The organism is Bradyrhizobium sp. B117, from assembly GCF_038969555.1.
Taxonomy (GTDB): domain Bacteria; phylum Pseudomonadota; class Alphaproteobacteria; order Rhizobiales; family Xanthobacteraceae; genus Bradyrhizobium.
This window is the reverse complement of record NZ_CP152414.1, coordinates 6,558,171-6,575,935: the sequence shown is the minus strand read 5'-3', so window position 1 is coordinate 6,575,935 and position 17,765 is coordinate 6,558,171. Positions and strand designations below refer to the sequence as shown.

The 17,765-nt window shown below is 64.4% G+C and carries 15 protein-coding genes; 12 read left to right on the top strand and 3 right to left on the bottom strand.

The window, feature by feature from the left end:
- Positions 1 to 11: 11 nt before the first annotated feature.
- From AAFG16_RS32035 to AAFG16_RS32025, 3 genes are read left to right on the top strand one after another with little or no spacing between them, the layout of a single operon-like run.
- Positions 12 to 2,765 (top strand): decarboxylase, encoded by a 2,754-nt coding sequence (locus AAFG16_RS32035; RefSeq protein ID WP_283080463.1) that lies wholly within the window; start codon positions 12 to 14, stop codon positions 2,763 to 2,765.
- Between the two features lie 18 nt (positions 2,766 to 2,783).
- Positions 2,784 to 4,484 (top strand): transporter, encoded by a 1,701-nt coding sequence (locus tag AAFG16_RS32030; RefSeq protein ID WP_283080462.1) that lies wholly within the window; start codon positions 2,784 to 2,786, stop codon positions 4,482 to 4,484.
- 14 nt (positions 4,485 to 4,498) lie between these two features.
- Complete coding sequence (locus AAFG16_RS32025; protein WP_283080461.1) at positions 4,499 to 4,933, top strand: hypothetical protein; 435 nt, start codon at positions 4,499 to 4,501, stop codon at positions 4,931 to 4,933.
- Between the two features lie 69 nt (positions 4,934 to 5,002).
- Here the strand turns inward: AAFG16_RS32025 and ppk2 are convergent, their stop codons facing one another.
- Positions 5,003 to 5,803: a polyphosphate kinase 2 gene (gene ppk2 / locus AAFG16_RS32020; protein ID WP_283080460.1), complete on the bottom strand. Its 801-nt coding sequence runs from the start codon at positions 5,801 to 5,803 to the stop codon at positions 5,003 to 5,005.
- 26 nt (positions 5,804 to 5,829) lie between these two features.
- On the bottom strand, positions 5,830 to 6,285 hold the full coding sequence (locus AAFG16_RS32015; protein ID WP_283080459.1) for a hypothetical protein: 456 nt from the start codon (positions 6,283 to 6,285) through the stop codon (positions 5,830 to 5,832).
- Positions 6,286 to 6,450: 165 nt separating this feature from the next.
- Between AAFG16_RS32015 and AAFG16_RS32010 the strand changes: the two genes are divergently transcribed.
- The 8 genes from AAFG16_RS32010 (at position 6,451) to AAFG16_RS31975 (ending at position 14,827) form a co-directional block, all read left to right on the top strand.
- Positions 6,451 to 6,867 (top strand): hypothetical protein, encoded by a 417-nt coding sequence (locus AAFG16_RS32010; protein WP_283087017.1) that lies wholly within the window; start codon positions 6,451 to 6,453, stop codon positions 6,865 to 6,867.
- The gene (locus tag AAFG16_RS32005; protein WP_342731700.1) at positions 6,860 to 8,095 is read left to right on the top strand and encodes a biotin/lipoyl-binding protein; all 1,236 of its coding nucleotides are present in this window, start codon (positions 6,860 to 6,862) and stop codon (positions 8,093 to 8,095) included. The genes AAFG16_RS32010 and AAFG16_RS32005 overlap by 8 nt, the downstream gene beginning before the upstream one ends.
- Positions 8,096 to 8,117: 22 nt before the next feature.
- On the top strand, positions 8,118 to 8,531 hold the full coding sequence (locus AAFG16_RS32000) for a hypothetical protein (protein WP_342731698.1): 414 nt from the start codon (positions 8,118 to 8,120) through the stop codon (positions 8,529 to 8,531).
- Positions 8,532 to 8,621: 90 nt separating this feature from the next.
- The gene (locus tag AAFG16_RS31995; RefSeq protein ID WP_342731695.1) at positions 8,622 to 10,517 is read left to right on the top strand and encodes a HAMP domain-containing sensor histidine kinase; all 1,896 of its coding nucleotides are present in this window, start codon (positions 8,622 to 8,624) and stop codon (positions 10,515 to 10,517) included.
- Between the two features lie 110 nt (positions 10,518 to 10,627).
- Entirely contained in the window at positions 10,628 to 11,608 is a 981-nt protein-coding gene (locus tag AAFG16_RS31990; RefSeq protein WP_342731693.1) for an ABC transporter substrate-binding protein, read from the top strand.
- Between the two features lie 102 nt (positions 11,609 to 11,710).
- The gene (locus AAFG16_RS31985; RefSeq protein WP_342731691.1) at positions 11,711 to 13,474 is read left to right on the top strand and encodes a DUF3300 domain-containing protein; all 1,764 of its coding nucleotides are present in this window, start codon (positions 11,711 to 11,713) and stop codon (positions 13,472 to 13,474) included.
- Positions 13,471 to 14,388 carry a DUF2950 domain-containing protein gene (locus AAFG16_RS31980; RefSeq protein WP_283080453.1) on the top strand — a complete coding sequence of 306 codons (918 nt, stop codon included), beginning with the start codon at positions 13,471 to 13,473 and terminating at the stop codon, positions 14,386 to 14,388. The genes AAFG16_RS31985 and AAFG16_RS31980 overlap by 4 nt, the downstream gene beginning before the upstream one ends.
- Complete coding sequence (locus AAFG16_RS31975) at positions 14,372 to 14,827, top strand: hypothetical protein (RefSeq protein ID WP_342731689.1); 456 nt, start codon at positions 14,372 to 14,374, stop codon at positions 14,825 to 14,827. Before AAFG16_RS31980 ends, AAFG16_RS31975 begins: the two co-directional genes overlap by 17 nt.
- Before the next feature lie 3 nt (positions 14,828 to 14,830).
- On the opposite strand, the gene AAFG16_RS31970 is transcribed toward AAFG16_RS31975, so the two are convergent.
- Positions 14,831 to 15,265 (bottom strand): GNAT family N-acetyltransferase, encoded by a 435-nt coding sequence (locus tag AAFG16_RS31970; protein WP_342731687.1) that lies wholly within the window; start codon positions 15,263 to 15,265, stop codon positions 14,831 to 14,833.
- A gap of 253 nt (positions 15,266 to 15,518) precedes the next feature.
- Between AAFG16_RS31970 and AAFG16_RS31965 the strand changes: the two genes are divergently transcribed.
- Positions 15,519 to 17,747 (top strand): DUF3141 domain-containing protein, encoded by a 2,229-nt coding sequence (locus AAFG16_RS31965; RefSeq protein WP_342731685.1) that lies wholly within the window; start codon positions 15,519 to 15,521, stop codon positions 17,745 to 17,747.
- Positions 17,748 to 17,765 lie beyond the last annotated feature (18 nt).

Here is a 17,765-nt window from a genome sequence, read left to right as displayed (position 1 = left end):
GGGAGAGAGTCATGTCCAAAGAGCCCAAGGCCGCGCACAAGCGCATTGACCAGTTCTTTTCCGGACCCGGCGCGCGGGCAGACGATTGGCGTGATCTGGTCGAGGCCGCCAAGACCTGGGCCCGGGTGGGCAATCGCGCGGCCTTCGACGCGGCGCTGGCCGATCTCTCGGTCACCGAGGAGTTTCACGGTTATCCTGGTATGCAGTTGATGGCGGCGCTGCGGGAGGCCGCGGCCGCGGGCGATGGAGCAACCTCGTTCACCCTCGCGACAAGGATCGCCCAAGCGCTGTCGACGCGATCCTTCCGCCAGCATGCCGGCGACTGGAGCGCGAAGGACGACGGCAATGGCGACGTCGCCGAACTGGTGCCGCCGAGCTTCGGCGCGCACACCACACGCCGGCCCTATTTCGAAACCCTGATCGTGACGGGCGTATCATCCAGCCATTGGCCGGCGCTGGCGGCCGAATGGCGCAAGCTGCGGCGGCCGGTCGACGCCTTCGTCTATGAGCCCGTCATCGTCGGCAGCCTGGAAGATGCCTTCTGCGCGACCATGCTCAACCCCAACATCGCCGCGGTCATCATCAACGAGGGCTTTGGCCTGCGCTCGCGGCACGATGCGCCGGTGCTGCGCTCGATCATGGCTGCCGCCGGTCTCAACGAGGAAACCGACGCGTCCGCGCTGCGGCTCGCCCAGATTATCAAGCGCGTCAGGCCCGAGCTCGACCTTTACATGATCTCGAACCGCGACGTTGAAGAACTTGCGGGCAATCCGGAAGCCAACGTCGTCCGCCGCATCTTCTATTCGGTTGAGGAATTGCTTGAGCTGCATCTGTCGATCCTCGAAGGCATCCAGGATCGTTACGACACGCCGTTCTTCGACAATCTCAAGAAATATGCGCAGCGCCCGATCGGGACCTTCCACGCGCTGCCGATCGCCCGCGGCAAGTCCATCTTCAAGTCGGACTGGATCCGCGACATGGGCGAGTTCTACGGCCCGAACCTGTTCCTGGCCGAGAGCAGCGCCACCACCGGCGGTCTCGACAGCATGCTGGAGCCGACCGGCAACATCAAAAAGGCGCAGGAGAAGGCGGCGAGGGCGCTCGGCGCCGATCGCGTCTTCTTCGTCACCAACGGCACCTCGACCTCGAACAAGATGGCGGTGCAGGCGTTGCTCGCGCCCGGCGACATCGCGATCGTCGATCGCAACTGCCACAAGTCGCACCATTACGGCATGGTGCTGGCCGGCGCGCAGCCGCTCTACGTCGAAGCCTTCCCGATGACGGAATATTCGATGTACGGCGCGGTGCCGCTGAAGACGATCAAGCAGGCGCTGCTCGGCGCCAAGGCCGACGGCCGGCTCGACCGCGTCAAGATGGTCGATCTCACCAATTGCACCTTCGATGGCCACATCTACAACACCCGCCGGGTGATGGAGGAATGTCTCGCCATCAAGCCGGACCTGATCTTCCTGTGGGACGAGGCCTGGTTCGGCTTCGCGCGCTTCTCGCCGTTCCTGCGCCGGCGCACCGCGATGGGTGCGGCCAACGAGATCGAAGCCTGGATGCGCGATCCCAAATCGGTCGCGGCCTATGAGAAGCAGCAGGCCGAGCTCGGCAAGAACCCGTCGGACGAGGTACTGCTCAAGACCCGGCTCATTCCCGATCCCAGGCAGATTCGGCTGCGCGTCTACCAGACCAACTCGACCCACAAGTCGATGTCGGCGATCCGGCAGGGCTCCATGCTCTCGGTCAAGGACGTCGAATTCCACACCGTCGAGCAGCAGTTCAAGGAAGCCGTGTTCACGCACGCCTCCACCAGCCCGAACCAGCAGCTCATTGCCAGCCTCGACATCTCGCGGCGGCAGATGGAGCTTGAGGGTTACGGCCTCGTGGCCAATGCCATGGAGATCGCCTTCGCCATCCGCCAGGCGGTCAACAACAATCCGCTGATCTCGAAATATTTCCGCGTGCTCAGCGCCGACGCCATGGTGCCGGCGCAGTATCGCCAGAGCGGCTTCACGGACTATCTCGCGGCCGGCGTGAATTGGGTCAATACGCTGAAGAGCCTCGACGAGGACGAGTTCTGCCTCGATCCGACCCGCATGACGCTGGTGTGCGGCATGGCCGGCTATGACGGCACCCAGTTCAAGGGCATCCTGGCCAACGAGTACAACATCCAGGTCAACAAGACCTCGCGCAACTCGGTTCTGCTCCAGTCCAACATCAACAACACCCGCAGCGACGTCGCGCATCTCGTGCGCGTCCTCGCCGAGATCGCGGGCGAGGTCGATCGCGGGCTCGCGCAGGGCGGCGCCAACGCGAAGAAGACCTTCGAGGCGCGGGTCAAGAGCCTGATGACCGACGTGCCCGACCTGCCGAACTTCTCGCATTTCCATCCGAGCTTCCGCGGCGATGCCGGCAGCAAGACCAACGAGGGCGATATCCGCACCGGCTTCTATGCCGCCTATGACGTCGCCGGCTGTGAGCACATCCGCCTCAACGATCCCGAGATCGATCGGCGTCTGAAGGCCGGCCCCGAACTCGTCTCGGCGAACTTCGTGATCCCGTATCCGCCGGGCTTCCCGATCATGGTGCCCGGCCAGGTGATCACCCAGGAAACCATCGACTTCATGCGCAAGCTCGATGTGAAGGAGATCCATGGCTACGACGCCAAGGAAGGCTTGAAGCTTGTGCGCACGGAAGCCTTGGCGAAGCTCGGCCGGCCGAAGCCTGGTGCGCAGCCCAAGCTCAAGGCCGCGTCATAGGACTTGGAGGGGACGACCATGCACGCGTTTTTCACGTTCCTCCAGCAGAACCCGTATCTGCTGCTGTTCTTCGTCGTCGGTCTCGCCGTCTATATCGGCCGGGCCAGCATCAAGGGTTACGGCCTCGGCATGGTCGCCGGCGCCATCGTGGTCGGCGCCGGCCTGTCGGTGTGGGCCTCTACTTACGGCGTGAAGCTCGAGCTGAACAATTTCGCCAAGAGCCTGTTCTACTATCTCTTCATGTATGGTGTAGGCCTGCGTGTCGGACCGTCATTCATCAACAGCCTGAGGGGCGACGGCCTCAAATTCTGTCTGCTGGCCTTGGTGTCGAGTGTGATCGGCCTCGCCCTTGTCGTCATCGGCGCGAAACTGTTCGCACTGCCGACCGGAGCGGCCGGCGGCATGCTTGCGGGATCGCAGACCATGTCGGCCGCGATCGGCTCCGCGGAGCAGGCGATTACGTCCGGTGTCGTCAAATTGCCGGAGGGCATGAAGCCCGAGGAAGCCTCCGGCATGATCGCGCTGTCCTACGGCATCACCTACATCTGGGGTACCGTCGGCATCATCCTGATCTGCAAATATCTGCCGCGCTGGTGGGGCGTCGATGCCAGGGCCGCCGCGAAGCAGTATGAGACGGAATTCGGCGTCAAGGATCTCGAAGGCGGCGGCCTGACCGGCTATCGCCAGTTCGGTCTGCGGGCCTACCGGCTGGAAAATCCGGCGACGGTCGGCGTGAGCATCGCCAAGTTCCGCGCGATCAATCCGGAATACCGGATCGTCAATGTGGGCCGCAACGGCGTGCCGCAAGGAGCCGATCCCGAATTCGTGCTGCAAAAGGGCGACGTTGTCGCTCTTGGCGGTTCGACCGAGCACCTCACCGAGAAGATGGGCCTGATCGGTCCGGAGGTCGCCGATGCCAAGACGCTGGGCATCCCCATGGACCAGGCGGAGATTCTTGTCACCAACAAGGAGATGGTGGGACGCACCTTCGAGTCCTTCCGCGACACCGCGATCGCCGGCCAGTTGCAGGTCACCAAGGTCGAGCGCGGCGGCGTGCAGATTCCGGCCGGTCTCAAGACCAAGCTGGAGCGCATGGACATCGTCTCGGTGGTCGGCCTGAAGTCCGCCGTCAACGAGCTCGGCGAGATGTGGGGCCGCATCGCGCGCGCCAACACCTCGACCGATCTGCTCACGCTTGCCGTTGGCATGATCATCGGCTTCCTGATCGGCATGATCGAGTTCCCGGCGTTCGGGGCCAAGATCGGCCTCGGCAATGCCGGCGGCCTGTTGCTGTCGGGCGTGATCGTGTCCTCGGTGGTGTCGCGGCTTCGCTTCTTCGGCAACACGCCGAACGCGGCCCGCAACGTGCTGGAGGATCTTGGCCTCATCGTCTTCGTCGCCATCGTCGGCATCAACGCCGGCGCAGGCCTGCTGGCGCAGCTCACCGGTGCGGTGGCGCTGAAGATCTTCCTCGTCGGCTTCATTGCCTGCACCATCCCGCCCTTCATCGTCTGGGCGATCGGCTATCACGTCTTCAAGATCAACCCGGCCGTGCTGATGGGCGGCGTTGCGGGCGCGCGCTCGCATTCCGGCCCATGCCGCGAGGCCGCGGTCGAGATCCAGAGCTCCGTGCCGTGGATCGGCTTCCCGGTCGGCTATGCCGTCTCGGGCATCCTGCTCACGGTGTTCGGTTACTTCGCGATGATCCTGGCTCAATAGGAGAAAGAAACGTCATGAGAAAATTGACCTTCGGTGCCGTCCTGGTTGCCGCGCTGGCGAGTGTTGCCGGTTTCAGTTCCACTGCGCGTGCGGAGACCGGCCAGGTCGCCGTCGTCTTCACCAAGGGTGGATTCATCGTCGGCGTCGGCGGCGGCGAGGGCGTTCTGCTCCTGAGAGGCAAGAAATATCCCTTCACCGTCTCCGGCATGAGCGTCGGCTTCACGGTCGGGGCGTCGACCACGAAGTTCGTCGGCCGTGCGCTCAACCTGAACGGGCCGGCGTCGATCCAAGGCTCTTATGCGGTGGGCGGCGCCGGCGGTGCCGTCGCAGCGGGCGCCGGTGCCGTACAGTTGCAGAACGCCAATGGCGTGATCCTGCAGCTCAGCGGTCCCCGGGTCGGCGCGGAGGTGTCGGCCGCGGTCGGCGGCGTCACGATCCAGCTGAAATAGGTCCGGAGCGGATCCTCAAGCAGACGGGCTGCGTCACCGCAGCCCGTTTCGCATTTCAATCTGCATGTTTCAGTATCGTTCCTCGACGAACTTCAGTCCGCGCAGGCTCGCCTGGTCGTTGTAGCGTCCCTTGTCCGACCGCGGCGGCAGTTTGACCTTCTCGCGCTTGACCTTCTTGTAGGGGATCGTACTCAGGATGTGCGAGATGACGTTGAGCCGTGCGCGCCGCTTGTCGTCGGAGCGGATCAGTCGCCACGGCGCATGCTTGGTATCGGTCGCCTCGAACATCATGTCGCGTGCACGCGAATAATCGTACCAGCGTCCGAACGACTCGGTGTCCATCGGGCTCAGCTTCCACTGCCGCAGCGGATCCTCGATGCGCGCCATGAAGCGGCGTTCCTGCTCCTCCATCCCGACCTCGAGCCAGAGCTTGATCAGGATGATGCCGGCGTCCACGGCGAATTTCTCGACCAGCGGACACAATTCGAGGAAGCGCTTGTGCTCGGCCGACGAACAAAAGCCCATGACATATTCGACGCCGGCGCGGTTGTACCAGCTGCGGTCGAAGATCACGATCTCGCCGCCGGCCGGGAATTGCTCGATGTAGCGTTGCAGGAACAGCTGGGATTTCTGCCGGTCAGAGGGCGCGGGCAGGGCGCAGACACGGAACACGCGCGGGCTGACCTTTTCGGTCAAGGCTTTGATGGTTCCGCCCTTGCCGGCGGCATCGCGCCCCTCGAAGATGATGATCACCTTCAGTTTCTCGGCTCTGACCCATTCCTGGAGGTGACACAGCTCGACCTGGAGCTTTTCGAGCTCCTTCTCGTAGTCCTTCCGCTTCATCTTCTCCGCAGTTTCATCCTTGGCCATGCCCGTCCTTTCGCTGTTTGCGGGCGCTACTCCTCGCCCCATGAAATGGTCACGCCGATGTCACCGGGCATTCCGCCCGGAAAATCGATGATCTGGTAGGCGATGCGATAGCCGCGCGGCTTCAGATAGTCGGTCCAGAGCTGGAAGATCTCCTTGGGAATGCCGGTCAGCGTATTCTCCCAGCCCTTTTCCATCTGGTTGATGGCGCGCCCCTTGTCGGTGCAGAGCGTATTGGGGAAGCGGTACACCATGACTTCGGTGAGACCGCTTCGCACCGCACGCTGGATGATGGTCGAGGCGAGCTTGATCTTCTCCTCCTCGGTCTTGCCGGACGGCTTGCTCAGGCGCTCGATCAGGGCAAGCTTCTCGGCCTCCGCCGCGGCGGCGAGGCGGACATATTCCTCCGCCTTCTGGGCTTCCTTGAGAGCGGTCTCTTTTCGGATCTGCGTGGCGCTTGGAATGAGATCGTCGAGGCCGGGCATGGCTGCGGCTCCCTTTCGTTGTGCAATCGGCGTTTTGCGGACGCTAGGTCCGGCGGCCGGCATTCCCTTGATTCAAATCAAGCAAATTGCGACGGCGCCTGAACACAGTACCGCAAGTGCACGTCCGCTGACCGGGAGAGACGTTTGAGCGACCAGCTTCATCCGATGGCCCCGCACCATCTGCCGTTCTATCTCGCGCCGGGGAGCGGGACCGACACCCTGACGGTGGTGATGGGGATTTTCCTGATCGGCGTCATCTTCTGGGTCGGCACGCTCTATTGGAAGCTGCACAGCCTCCCCGAACGAATGGCGCACAAATCGCAGAAACTGCAGTTCGAATTCGTGGCGGTGCTCGGCCTGATCTCGCTGTTCACGCACATGCACATCTTCTGGGTTGCAGGTTTGTTGCTTGCGCTGATCGATCTCCCCGATTTCGGAACGCCGCTGCGCAGCATCGCCGATTCCGTCGAAAAGATTGCCGACGCGGCGCCGGGCCAGGACGAAGCGCCGATGGAGGCCGGTGCCGCGCCTGCTCCGGCGGACAAGCCGGACGTCGCCAGGAAGGAGCACAGCCATGCTTGAGCTCATGATTTGCTCCCTGGTGACGATCCTGCCCGATTACCTCTATCGCCGCTACGTCCAGGGCAAGCGTTTCGGAAAGGAGATCACCTTCTTCTCGGTCTGGTACGAGCTGCGCTGGGGCATCACGGGATGCCTGATGCTGACGGTGTCGCTGATCACCATGATCTTCTATTTCCATCCGTCGACATCGAGCGCGACGCTTTATTTCCGCACCGTGCCGGTCATGCCGGTCGGCGTCGCCGGCCGCGTGGCCGAGGTGAATGTCGGCGTCAGCGCAGCGGTGAAGAAGGGGGACGTGCTGTTCAGGCTGGACGGTGCCAAGCAGGAGGCGGCTGTTGAGACTGCCAAGCGAAAGATAGCCGAGGTCGATGCCACGATGATGTCAGCGAAAGCCGACGTCGTGAAGGCCGACGCGCAGATCGGCGAAGCCAAAGCCAACCTTCAGCAGGCCAAGGACGAGCTGGACGTCAAGAGCGAGTTGCAGCGTCGCAATCCCGGCATCGTGCCGCAGCGGGACATCGAAAAGCTGCAGGTGCTCGTAGACCAGCGCCAATCTGGCGTGGACGCCGCAAATGCAGTTAAGGAATCGGCGGTCTTGCGCGTCTCGACGCTCTTGCCCGCCGAGAAGGCGAGTGCCGAGGCAGCGCTGGCTGAGGCGCAGGTGAATCTGGATCAGACGATTGTCCGCGCCGGCGTTGACGGGCGGGTCGAGCAATTCCTGCTGCGCACCGGTGATGTCGTCAATCAATTGTTGCGGCCGGCAGGGGTGCTCATTCCGGATGGTGCCGGTAGAAACGTCCTGCAGGCCGGCTTCGGTCAGATTGAGGCCCAGGTGATGAAGCCGGGTATGGTCGCGGAGGCGACCTGCATCTCCAAGCCGTGGGTTATCATCCCGATGGTGATCACAACGGTGCAGGATTATATCGCCGCCGGTCAGTTCCAAGGCGGACAGCAACTGCTCGAGGCCCAGAACGCGGTGAAGCCCGGCACGATCCTCGTGTTCCTGGAGCCGCTCTACAAGGGCGGGCTCGACGGCGTCACGCCAGGCTCGAGCTGCGTCGTCAATGCCTATACCAGCAATCACGAAGAAATCTCCGCCAAGGACACCCCCAGCGGCCGGAAGTTCGCGCTCCACGTCGTCGACGCCACCGGCCTCGTCCACGCGCTGCTGCTGCGCATCCAGGCCTTGCTGCTGCCGATCCAGACGCTGGTGCTGAGCGGGCATTGAGCTCGCGGAAGGGGATCTCGAAATGAACTTGCACAAAATGATTGCGTTTGGCGCAATCCTGCTGGCTTCGCTGCTTGAGACGTCAAGCCACGCCAATGCACTCGACCTGAACGGCGCATGGGTCAGTGATCCCGACAATTGCACAAAAGTGTTCGCACTCAACGGCGCCCAGGTCGGATTCACCGACAAGTCGGATGTCTATGGCGGCGGATTCATCATCAACGGCGACCAGATCGTCGGCAAGTTCGCGCGCTGCCGGATCAAGGCCAGGAAGGACAACGGACCATACGTCAACATGGTCGCGACGTGCGCGACGGATATCATGCTGTCGAACGTCCAGTTCAGTCTCAAGGAGTTGGATGCCAACAGCCTCATTCGGCTGTTCCCGGGCATGGATGACATCGAAATCCGCTATCACCGCTGTACGACGAAATAGCGACAAGGTGCGTGCGACCCTGTCCGTGTCCCGCAATTCCCGCTAGAATTCCCCGGCAAGCAGCCGTTCGGACGCTGCGGGGATTGGAGCATGAGCTGGCGCATGTGCACTGACGAGGTCAGGCCGCGGCACGCAGCGGCTTCGCTGCTCTGTCTCGTCCTGCTTGTCGCCGCGTGCATGTCGTCCGGGCCAGCCGGTGCGGCCGAGCGGAGCCTGCGCGGCGAACTCAAGCGCGTGCTGGTGCTGCATTCCTTCGGCCGCGAGTTCCGGCCGTGGAGCGAGTTCGCGCGCAGCATCAAGGCGGAGCTCGAGCAGAAATCGCCCTGGCCACTCGACATCCAGGAGCACGCGCTGCTCACGGCGCGCTTCAACAATCCCGGTCCCGAGGCGCCCTTCGTCGAGTATCTGCACTCGCTCTATCAGGGTGCCATGCCCGACATCGTACTCAGCATCGGTGCGCCGGCCGCCCGCTTCGCGCAGCGATATCGTGCGCGGCTGTTCCCCGACGCGCCGTTGATTCTCTCCGCGGTCGAGTACCGGCTGATCAATCGCGCCGATCTCACCGACAACGACATCGTCATCGCGATCCGAAACGATTTCATGGCCGCGTTCGACAACATCCTGCAGCTCCTGCCGGACACCAGGACAGTCGCGATCGTGATCGGTGCCTCGCCGCTCGAGCAGTTCTGGGTCCAGGAGGTCAAGCAGGAGCTGAAACCTCTGGGCGAGCGGGTCGACCTCGTCTGGTATTCGGACCTGCCGTTCGAGGAGATCCTGAAGCGCGCATCGAATTTGCCGCCGCACACCGCGCTTTTCTGGGGCCTGATGTCGGTCGACGCGGCCGGGATCGTCCACGAGAGCGACATCGCCCTGCGCAGCCTGCATGCGGTCGCGAATGCGCCGATCTTCTCCTACCAGGAGCCGTTCTTCGGCGGCAGCACCGTCGGGGGCCCGATGCATCTGGTCGCGGAAACCAGCTCCCGGACCGTGAACGCGGCGATCCGGGTTCTCGGCGGCGAGAAACCCAAGAACGTCCAATACGAGCCGATCGGCTTTGCGCCGCCGCGATATGATTGGCGGGAATTGCGGCGCTGGGGCATCAGCGAGAGCCGCTTGCCTGCCGGCAGCGAGATCCTGTTTCGCGAGCCCAACATCTGGGAGCGCTATCGCTGGCAGATGTTGTTGATCACGTCCGTCTTCCTGGTCCAGGCGGGTCTCATCAGCGGCCTTCTGCACGAGCGCCGCCGCCGCCGGCTCGCCGAAGTGGAATCGCGCCAGCGCCTTGCCGAGCTCGCGCACGCCAATCGCTATTCGGCTGTCGGAGAGCTGACGACGTCGATCGCCCACGAATTGAACCAGCCGCTCGGCTCGATCCTGACCAATGCCGAGACGGCGGAGCTCATGCTCAAGAACCCGTCGCCCGACATGGACGAGATCCGGCAGATCCTCGCCGACATCAGGCGCGACGATCAGCGGGCCAGCGAGGTGATCCGCAGGCTGCGCAGGGTGCTGAGGAAGACGCCGTTCGAGGTCGGCGACATCGAGCTCAACGACACGGTGCGCGAGGCGATCGGCCTGGTCGCGGCCGTCGCCGATGGACGCCGGATCGTGCTGACCTATACGCCTGCTCTGGTCCATCTGCACGTCAGGGGCGACGCTGTGCAGCTCCAGCAGATCGTCCTCAACCTGATCATCAATGCGATGGATGCGGTGTCCGATGCCGGCATGAAGAAGCGCGAGGTCAGCGTGGGGACGGTGCGCGCCGGCAGCTACGCCGAGATCAGGGTTGCCGATACCGGTCCGGGGATCGCGTCCGCCGATCTCGGCAGCGTGTTCAACCCGTTCTTCACGACCAAGCCGGAAGGCATGGGGATGGGGCTTGCGATCGTCAAGACCATCGTCGAGGCCCATTACGGCACGATCAGCGTCGAGAACCAGCCATGGGGCGGCGCGCTGTTCACGATCCGCCTGCCGCTCCTCGACTGACAGCCGCTACCTTGATCTCGATCAAGCCTTGGGGTCCGGCGAGGCCGTTTCCTTTCGCCGCTGCGTCATGACCGGGCGGGGGCGGGCAGGGATCGGGGTGGTGGGTGGCCATGAGACGCCGTGAGTTCATGTCGCTGATCGGCGCAGCGGCCGCGTTTCCGGTGCTGGCGAGGGCGCAAGGCAGGATGCCGTCCGTCGGTGTCCTGACCGGCAATGTCCCGGGCGATCCGGGCGCGCAGATGCGTGTCGATGCCTTTCAGCAAGGGCTCGCCGATCGCGGCTGGATCGCCAACCAGAACTACCGGCTCGAGGTGCGCTGGCCGGGCCCGAGCCCGGCACGGCAGCAGGTAGAGGCGCGCGAACTGATCGCCAGCGCGCCGGACGTGCTGCTCTCGACCAGCACCGGCACGACGCGCGCGCTGCGCGATGCCACGCAGAACATTCCCATCATCTTCGTGGGGCTCTCCGACCCCGTCGGAACAGGCCTCGTCGTCAATCTGGCGCGGCCGACGGGCAATCTCACCGGCTTCTCGCTCTATGAGCATTCGATGAGCGGGAAGTGGCTGAGCCTGCTGAAAGACATGGCGCCCGGCATGACCAGTGCCGCGCTCCTGTTCAATCCGGACTCCTCTCCTTACGCGCCGTTCTATCTTCAGGCCGCGCATCAGATGGAAGGCCGTCTCGGCCTTCAGGTCACCGGCGCCAGCGTTCGCAGCGGACCTGAGATCGCAGCGGTGATCGACGCCGCGGCGCGCAGCGGTGGTGGCCTCGTCGTGCTGCCCGATGGCGGCTTCTTCGGAACCCAGAGCCAGATGGCGATTGCGCTGCTGGCGCAGCGCCGCGTGCCCGCGATCTTCGCCGTCCGCTTCTACGCGGTGAACGGCGGGCTGATGTCCTACGGCGCCGATCTCACTCAGCAGTTTCGCGACGGCGCAGGCTATGTCGACCGCGTCCTGCGTGGCGCGGAGATACGGACCTTGCCGGTGCAATTCGCCACCAGGTTCGAGCTCGTCATCAACATCAAGACGGCCCATGCCCTCGCGCTGACCGTTCCGAACCGGCTGCTGCTGGATGCCGAGCTGATCGAATGACGCGGCGCCGCAACGGCGTAGGGCGCCGTTTCGTTGATCTCGATCAATAAATGTCCATCGCTCGGCCCGATGGTCGCGGTCGGAAGTCTTGGGAGGATTGCAATGGTTCGTTGCGGCAAGATCCTGATGGTCCTTGCGCTGGTGGTGGCGATGCCCGCCGCTGCGATGGCGCAGGCCACCACACCGGCGGCGCCGAACGCGCCGACAGCACCCAGCACGCAGGCACAGCCTGCAACGCCGCCGGCGCCGTCGGCCGAGCTGCTGAAGCCCGAGCAGTTAGAGGCTCTGGTCGCACCGATCGCGCTCTATCCCGACGAGCTGCTCGCCAACGTGCTGGCCGCCTCGACCTATCCGCTCGAAGTGGTGCAGGCCGATCGCTGGTTGAAGGAGCGCAAGAGCCTGAAGGGCGATGCGCTGAGGACCGAGGTGGAGAAGCAGGGCTGGGACGACAGCGTCAAGGCGCTCGCCAGCACACCCGACGTCCTGGCCATGATGAGCGACCAGCTCGACTGGACCAAGAAGCTCGGCGATGCCTTCCTCGCGCAGCAGCCCGATGTGATGGATGCGATCCAGCGCCTGCGCAACAAGGCCTATGACAACAAGAAGCTCACCACCACCAGGCAGCAGAAGGTCAGCGTCCAGTCGCAGGAAGGCAAGCAGGTCGTCGTGATCCAGCAGGCCAATCCCGCGGAGATGTACGTGCCGTATTACGATCCGGCGACGGTCTACGGCACCTGGCCTTATGCGGAATATCCGCCGTATTATTGGGGCTATCCGTCCTATATCGGCGCGGGCGTGGTCGCGGCCGGCCTCGCCTTCGGCACCGCCTGGGCGATCGGACGCTGGGGCAATTACTGGGGCGGCGGCTGCAACTGGGGCAACCGCAACGTCTACGTCAATCATCGCACCACCAACATCGCCAACGGCTGGCAGCACAATCCGGCGCATCGCGGCGGCGTGCGCTACAACAACGTCAACGTGCAGCAGCGCTTCGGCAACACCAACATCAAGGCCGGCGCCTCGGACCGGATGGATTTCCGCGGCCGTGACGGCAACCAGGTGCTGCGTCCGAACCAAGGTGCAGGCGATCGTGCAGGAGATCGTGCAGGCGATCGTGCAGGAGACCGTGCGGGTGACCGCGCCGGCGATCGCGCAGGAGACCGCGCAGGAGACCGCGTTGGTGATCGTGGCGGAGCCGGTGATCGCGCCGGCAATCGCGGCGATCGTCCGGGCGGAGATCGCCCGAGTGCAGGCACGCGCGATCGGCCCGGCGGCGGCGATCGGGCCGGCGCCGGTGACCGTGCCAAGAACGCCGGCAAGGGCGGCGGCGATCGCGCCAAGGCCGCGAACCGCGCCGGCGGCGGTGCGGCGGCCAATCGTGGTGGCGGCAATCGCGGCGGCGCGATGAATGTTTCCTCCGGCCGCTCGGCCGCCGCTGCATCCGCGCGCGGACGCGCCAGCATGGCGAGCATGCCGCGCGGTGGCGGCGGCGGAGCGAGCTTCGCCGGTCGTGGCGGCGGCGGTGGCGGCATGGCGATGCGTGGCGGCGGCGGAGGTGGCTTTGGAGGAGGCGGCCGCGGCGGTGGCGGCGGAGGCCGGCGCTCCGACATCGCGCTCAAGCACGACATCGTTCTGCTCGGCCATCTCTCGAACGGCCTCGGCTATTATCGCTTCAGCTATGTCGGCAGCGACAAGGCCTATGTCGGCGTGATGGCGCAGGAGGTCGCGCAGGTGATGCCTGATGCCGTCACCCGCGGCAGCGACGGCTATCTGCGCGTCTATTACGAGAAACTCGGACTGACATTCCGCACCTACCGCGACTGGCTCGCCGGCGGCGCGAAGATTCCTGCGGAGGTGGCGCAATGACCGGTCTGAAATCGTTCCATCGTGCGGTGCTGCCGGGCATCGTCGCGCTCGCGCTGTTCGGATCGGCATCACTCGCGCAGGAATCCTACAAGACACCGGAAGATGCCGCGGCCGCGCTTGCCGCCGCGGTCAAGAGCGGCCCGAAAGACATTTTGAAAGTGCTCGGCAGGGACGCCGAGGACATCGTCTCCTCCGGTGACGAGGTCGCGGACAACGACATCCGGGCGCGCTTCACCTCGATGTATGACGCCAAGCACGGCATCAAGGCGGAGGGCAACAAGACCGCGACGCTGATGCTCGGGCCGGACGACTTCCCGTTCCCGATTCCGCTGGTCAACACCAAGACCGGTTGGGCGTTCGACACCAACGAGGGCCGGATCGAGGTGCTCCGCCGCCGCATCGGCCGCAACGAGCTCGACGCGATTCAGACCATGCTCGCCTATGTCGATGCGCAGAACGAATATGCCGACAAGGATCGCGGTGAGGGCGCCGGCGTCTATGCGCAGCGTATCGTCTCCTCGCCCGGCAAGAAGGACGGCCTGTTCTGGCGCGACGACAGCGATCCGAGCCCGCTCGGCGCGCTGGCGGCGGAGGCGTCGAAGGAAGGCTATCGCGCCGGCGATGTCGGCCCCGCGCCCTATCACGGCTACTACTTCCACATCCTCAAGGGGCAGGGCCCGAATGCGCGCGGCGGCGCGCTCAATTATGTCGTCAAGGGCAAGATGATCGGCGGCTTCGGTCTGATCGCCTGGCCGGCGGAATACGGCAATTCCGGCGTCATGACCTTCCTCGTCAATCACGACGGTGTCGTCTACCAGAAGGATCTCGGCCCGCGCACCGAGTTCCTTGCCGAGCGCACCACGCTGTTCGATCCCGACCAAACCTGGAAGAAGGTCGATGCAGCAAAACCCTGAACGGCGGACGCATCGTTCCCGCCTGATCGCGCTCCTGCTGCTGGCGCTCGGGCTCGCCGCGCCGACGCCGTCCTTTGCGCAGGCGGCCGGGCACGTCCGCGCCAAGATCGTCAAGGCCGGCCTCCTGGTCGGCGGCGGCGCCGGCAGCGGCGTGCTGACCTATCGCGGCAAGACCTATCCGTTCAGGATCAGCGGTCTCAGCTTCGGCATCACGGCCGGCGCGACGATCGGCCGTTTTGACGGCTGGGCCTCGGGCATCCGCGATGTCGGTGACTTCGCCGGCACTTACAGCTCCGTCGGCGGGGGCTTCGCGCTGGTCGGCGGCGTCAACGGCGTTCACCTCCGCAACGAGAAGGGCGTGACCATCGTGCTGCAAGGCCCGAAGGCGGGACTCGAGCTCGCCGCCAATATCAGTCAGATCACGATCGCCTTGAAATGAGGCTCAAGCGGGCCCTAGGGCGAGGGTCAGACGCACTGTCCTCGGATCATCGCTTCGCCCAGGCCTGAAGTCTGACTTCGCGAACACCCGCCGCATCGACGCGTTGTCGGCCAGAACCTCGGCCGTGAGCTCGCGCATCCCCTGTTCCCGCGCGATGTCGATGAGATGCTTCAGCAGCAGGGAACCGATCCCGCGGCCTTGCCAGGCATCCACCACGACGAAGGCCATCTCAGCCTCGCCGGGATGTGTGACCACATATCGGCCGCCGCCGACGATGATCCGACGACCGTGTTCCTCGACCCAAGCGGCCAGTGCGACGTGATTGCTGAAATCGACGTCCATGAAATAGGCGCGCTCCTTCTCCGAGAAGTGCCGCTTCATGACGAAGAACCGGCTCTGCAGCGAGCTCGGGCCGGTGCGCTCGATCGCGGCGAGCATGTCCGCCTCGTCGCTCGGCCGAAGCGCACGAATCTCGACTGGAATGCCGTCCTTCAGCGCGGCTTGCGCGCTGTAATCAGCAATTTGTGACATGCCCATGTCGCCCGGCAGCTATTGGCGCGTCAAGCAAACCGCGCCTCGTAAGCCTGTTACAGGACAAGAGCCTTTCAAGCGTGCAGGTCATCTTGACCTAGATCAACGTTCCTCCTGGCCCACCGCCGTCAATTGGCGAACGCGACGGAGAGGTCGAAACATGTCTATCGAAAAAGCGCAAATTCCGGGCGGTCCGATGTCGGGCCTCGTCGCTTCGGCGGTCGAATACATGATCGATGCGGGACAGCGCAGCGTCCTGTTCCTGGACATCATGCGCCGCCGCGGTGATCAGTACCGGGAACACGTCGCGCAGACCGCGCCGCATGTCCTGCAATATTCCGCCGAGTTGATCATGGACGGGCGCAAGCTCGACGATCCCGTCAACTACGCGCTGGTGCGCATCATTCCGCCCGCCAATGTCGAGATCGACATGAACCGGCGGCCGTTCGTCGTGATCGATCCGCGTGCGGGCCACGGCCCCGGCATCGGCGGCTTCAAGGCCGACAGCGAAATCGGCGTCGCCATGAAGGCAGGCCATCCCTGCTATTTCATCGGGTTCCTGCCGGATCCGATGCCCGGGCAGACCATCGAGCGCATCGCGCGTGCCGAAGCCATCTTCATCGAAGAGGTCATCGAGCGCCATCCCGACGCCGACGGCAAGCCCTGCGTGATCGGCAATTGCCAGGCCGGATGGGCCCTCATGATCCTGGCCTCGCTGCGTCCCGAGCTGTTCGGTCCGCTGATCATCGCCGGCGCACCGCTTGCCTATTGGGCCGGCGTGCACGGAAAATATCCGATGCGCTATTCCGGCGGCCTGCTCGGCGGGAGCTGGCTCACCGCGCTCACCAGCGATCTCGGCGCCGGCAAGTTCGATGGCGCCTGGCTGGTGCAGAACTTCGAAAACCAGAACCCGTCGAACACGCTGTGGACCAAGCAATACAACGTCTATTCCAAGGTCGACACCGAGGCGGATCGCTATCTCGAATTCGAGCGCTGGTGGGGGGGCCACGTCAACCTCAACGCCGAGGAGATCCAGTTCATCGTCGACGAGCTGTTCGTCGGCAACAATCTCGCGGCCGGCAAGATCGAGATGTCGGACGGCCAAAGGGTCGACCTGCGCAGCATCAGGTCGCCGATCGTGGTGTTCTGCTCCAAGGGCGACAACATCACGCCGCCGCAGCAGGCGCTGGACTGGATCCTGGACTGCTACGCCGATGTCGACGAGATCAGGGCCTATGGCCAGACCATCGTCTACACCGTGCACGAGAGCATCGGTCATCTCGGCATCTTCGTCTCCGGCGGCATCGCCAAGAAGGAGCATGCGGAGTTCTCCGGCAATATCGATTTGATCGACGTTTTGCCGCCCGGGCTCTATGAGGCCACCTTCGAGGCAAAGGGGAAGGAGACCGCGAGCTCGGAGCTGGTGGTTGGGCAATGGGTGATGCGCTGCGAGGCGCGGACGCTCGACGACATCCGCGCCATGGGCGGCAATTCGCCCGAGGACGAGCGGCGCTTTGCCACCGCCAAGCGCGTCTCGGAGATCAATCTCAAGGCCTATCAGAAATTCCTCCAGCCCTGGATCAAGGGCATGGTGACGCCCAAGATGGCCGAGTGGGCCCACAACATGCATCCGCTGCGGCTGCAATACGAGCTGTTCAGCAGCCGGAATCCCTATATGGCGACGGTGAAATCGTTGGCCGAGAAGGCCGAGGAGGAGCGCAAGCCGGTCGCGGCGGACAATCCGTTCCTGGCGTTCCAGGAGCAGATCTCGAAGCAGATCGTTCACGCCCTGGACAGCTGGCGCGACACGCAGGAGGCGCTGAGCGAAGCGATCTTCCTCAGCGTCTATGGTTCGCCGGCGCTGCAGGCGGCGGTCGGGATCGATCCCGCCTCTGCGCCATCCCAGCGGCGTGAGATGACCGCCGAGCACCGCGTCATGCTCGAGAGGCGCATCGCTGAACTGAAATCGCGGATCGGCGAGGGCGGTCTGCGGGAAGCTGCGCTGCGCGCTTTGCTCTATGTCGGCTCGGCGCGCGGGATGGTCGATGAACGCAGCATCGAGGCGTTGCGCCAGGTCCGCCGCGACCATGCCGGCGCGCGCATGACCCTGCCAGAGTTCAAGATGCTGGTGCGGGAGCAGTTCTTCATGCTGCTGCTCGATCGCGCCGCGGCGCTGGCCGCCATCCCGAAGATGCTGCCTGACGACGTCAATCTTCGCCGCGGCGCTTTCGAGGCGATCGAGAAGGTGCTGTCCGCGAGCGAGGACGTCACCGGCGAGCGGGCCAAACGGCTGCGGCAGGTCGCCGGCCTGTTCGGCCTCGACATCAGCGAGCCTTCCGAGACGGCGTCGAATGTTGCCCCTTTTGATCCAAGGGCGAAGGCGTCGTAGCCAGAATTGCAGGGACCG

Excerpts from the sequence above, each read along its gene's own strand:
- AAFG16_RS32035 (WP_283080463.1), top strand. The coding sequence starts at position 12 with ATGTCCAAAGAGCCCAAGGCCGCGCACAAGCGCATTGACCAGTTCTTT.
- AAFG16_RS32030 (WP_283080462.1), top strand. The coding sequence starts at position 2,784 with ATGCACGCGTTTTTCACGTTCCTCCAGCAGAACCCGTATCTGCTGCTG.
- AAFG16_RS32025 (WP_283080461.1), top strand. The coding sequence starts at position 4,499 with ATGAGAAAATTGACCTTCGGTGCCGTCCTGGTTGCCGCGCTGGCGAGT.
- ppk2 (WP_283080460.1), bottom strand. The coding sequence starts at position 5,803 with ATGGCCAAGGATGAAACTGCGGAGAAGATGAAGCGGAAGGACTACGAG.
- AAFG16_RS32015 (WP_283080459.1), bottom strand. The coding sequence starts at position 6,285 with ATGCCCGGCCTCGACGATCTCATTCCAAGCGCCACGCAGATCCGAAAA.
- AAFG16_RS32010 (WP_283087017.1), top strand. The coding sequence starts at position 6,451 with ATGGCCCCGCACCATCTGCCGTTCTATCTCGCGCCGGGGAGCGGGACC.
- AAFG16_RS32005 (WP_342731700.1), top strand. The coding sequence starts at position 6,860 with ATGCTTGAGCTCATGATTTGCTCCCTGGTGACGATCCTGCCCGATTAC.
- AAFG16_RS32000 (WP_342731698.1), top strand. The coding sequence starts at position 8,118 with ATGAACTTGCACAAAATGATTGCGTTTGGCGCAATCCTGCTGGCTTCG.
- AAFG16_RS31995 (WP_342731695.1), top strand. The coding sequence starts at position 8,622 with ATGAGCTGGCGCATGTGCACTGACGAGGTCAGGCCGCGGCACGCAGCG.
- AAFG16_RS31990 (WP_342731693.1), top strand. The coding sequence starts at position 10,628 with ATGAGACGCCGTGAGTTCATGTCGCTGATCGGCGCAGCGGCCGCGTTT.
- AAFG16_RS31985 (WP_342731691.1), top strand. The coding sequence starts at position 11,711 with ATGGTTCGTTGCGGCAAGATCCTGATGGTCCTTGCGCTGGTGGTGGCG.
- AAFG16_RS31980 (WP_283080453.1), top strand. The coding sequence starts at position 13,471 with ATGACCGGTCTGAAATCGTTCCATCGTGCGGTGCTGCCGGGCATCGTC.
- AAFG16_RS31975 (WP_342731689.1), top strand. The coding sequence starts at position 14,372 with ATGCAGCAAAACCCTGAACGGCGGACGCATCGTTCCCGCCTGATCGCG.
- AAFG16_RS31970 (WP_342731687.1), bottom strand. The coding sequence starts at position 15,265 with ATGCTCGCCGCGATCGAGCGCACCGGCCCGAGCTCGCTGCAGAGCCGG.
- AAFG16_RS31965 (WP_342731685.1), top strand. The coding sequence starts at position 15,519 with ATGTCTATCGAAAAAGCGCAAATTCCGGGCGGTCCGATGTCGGGCCTC.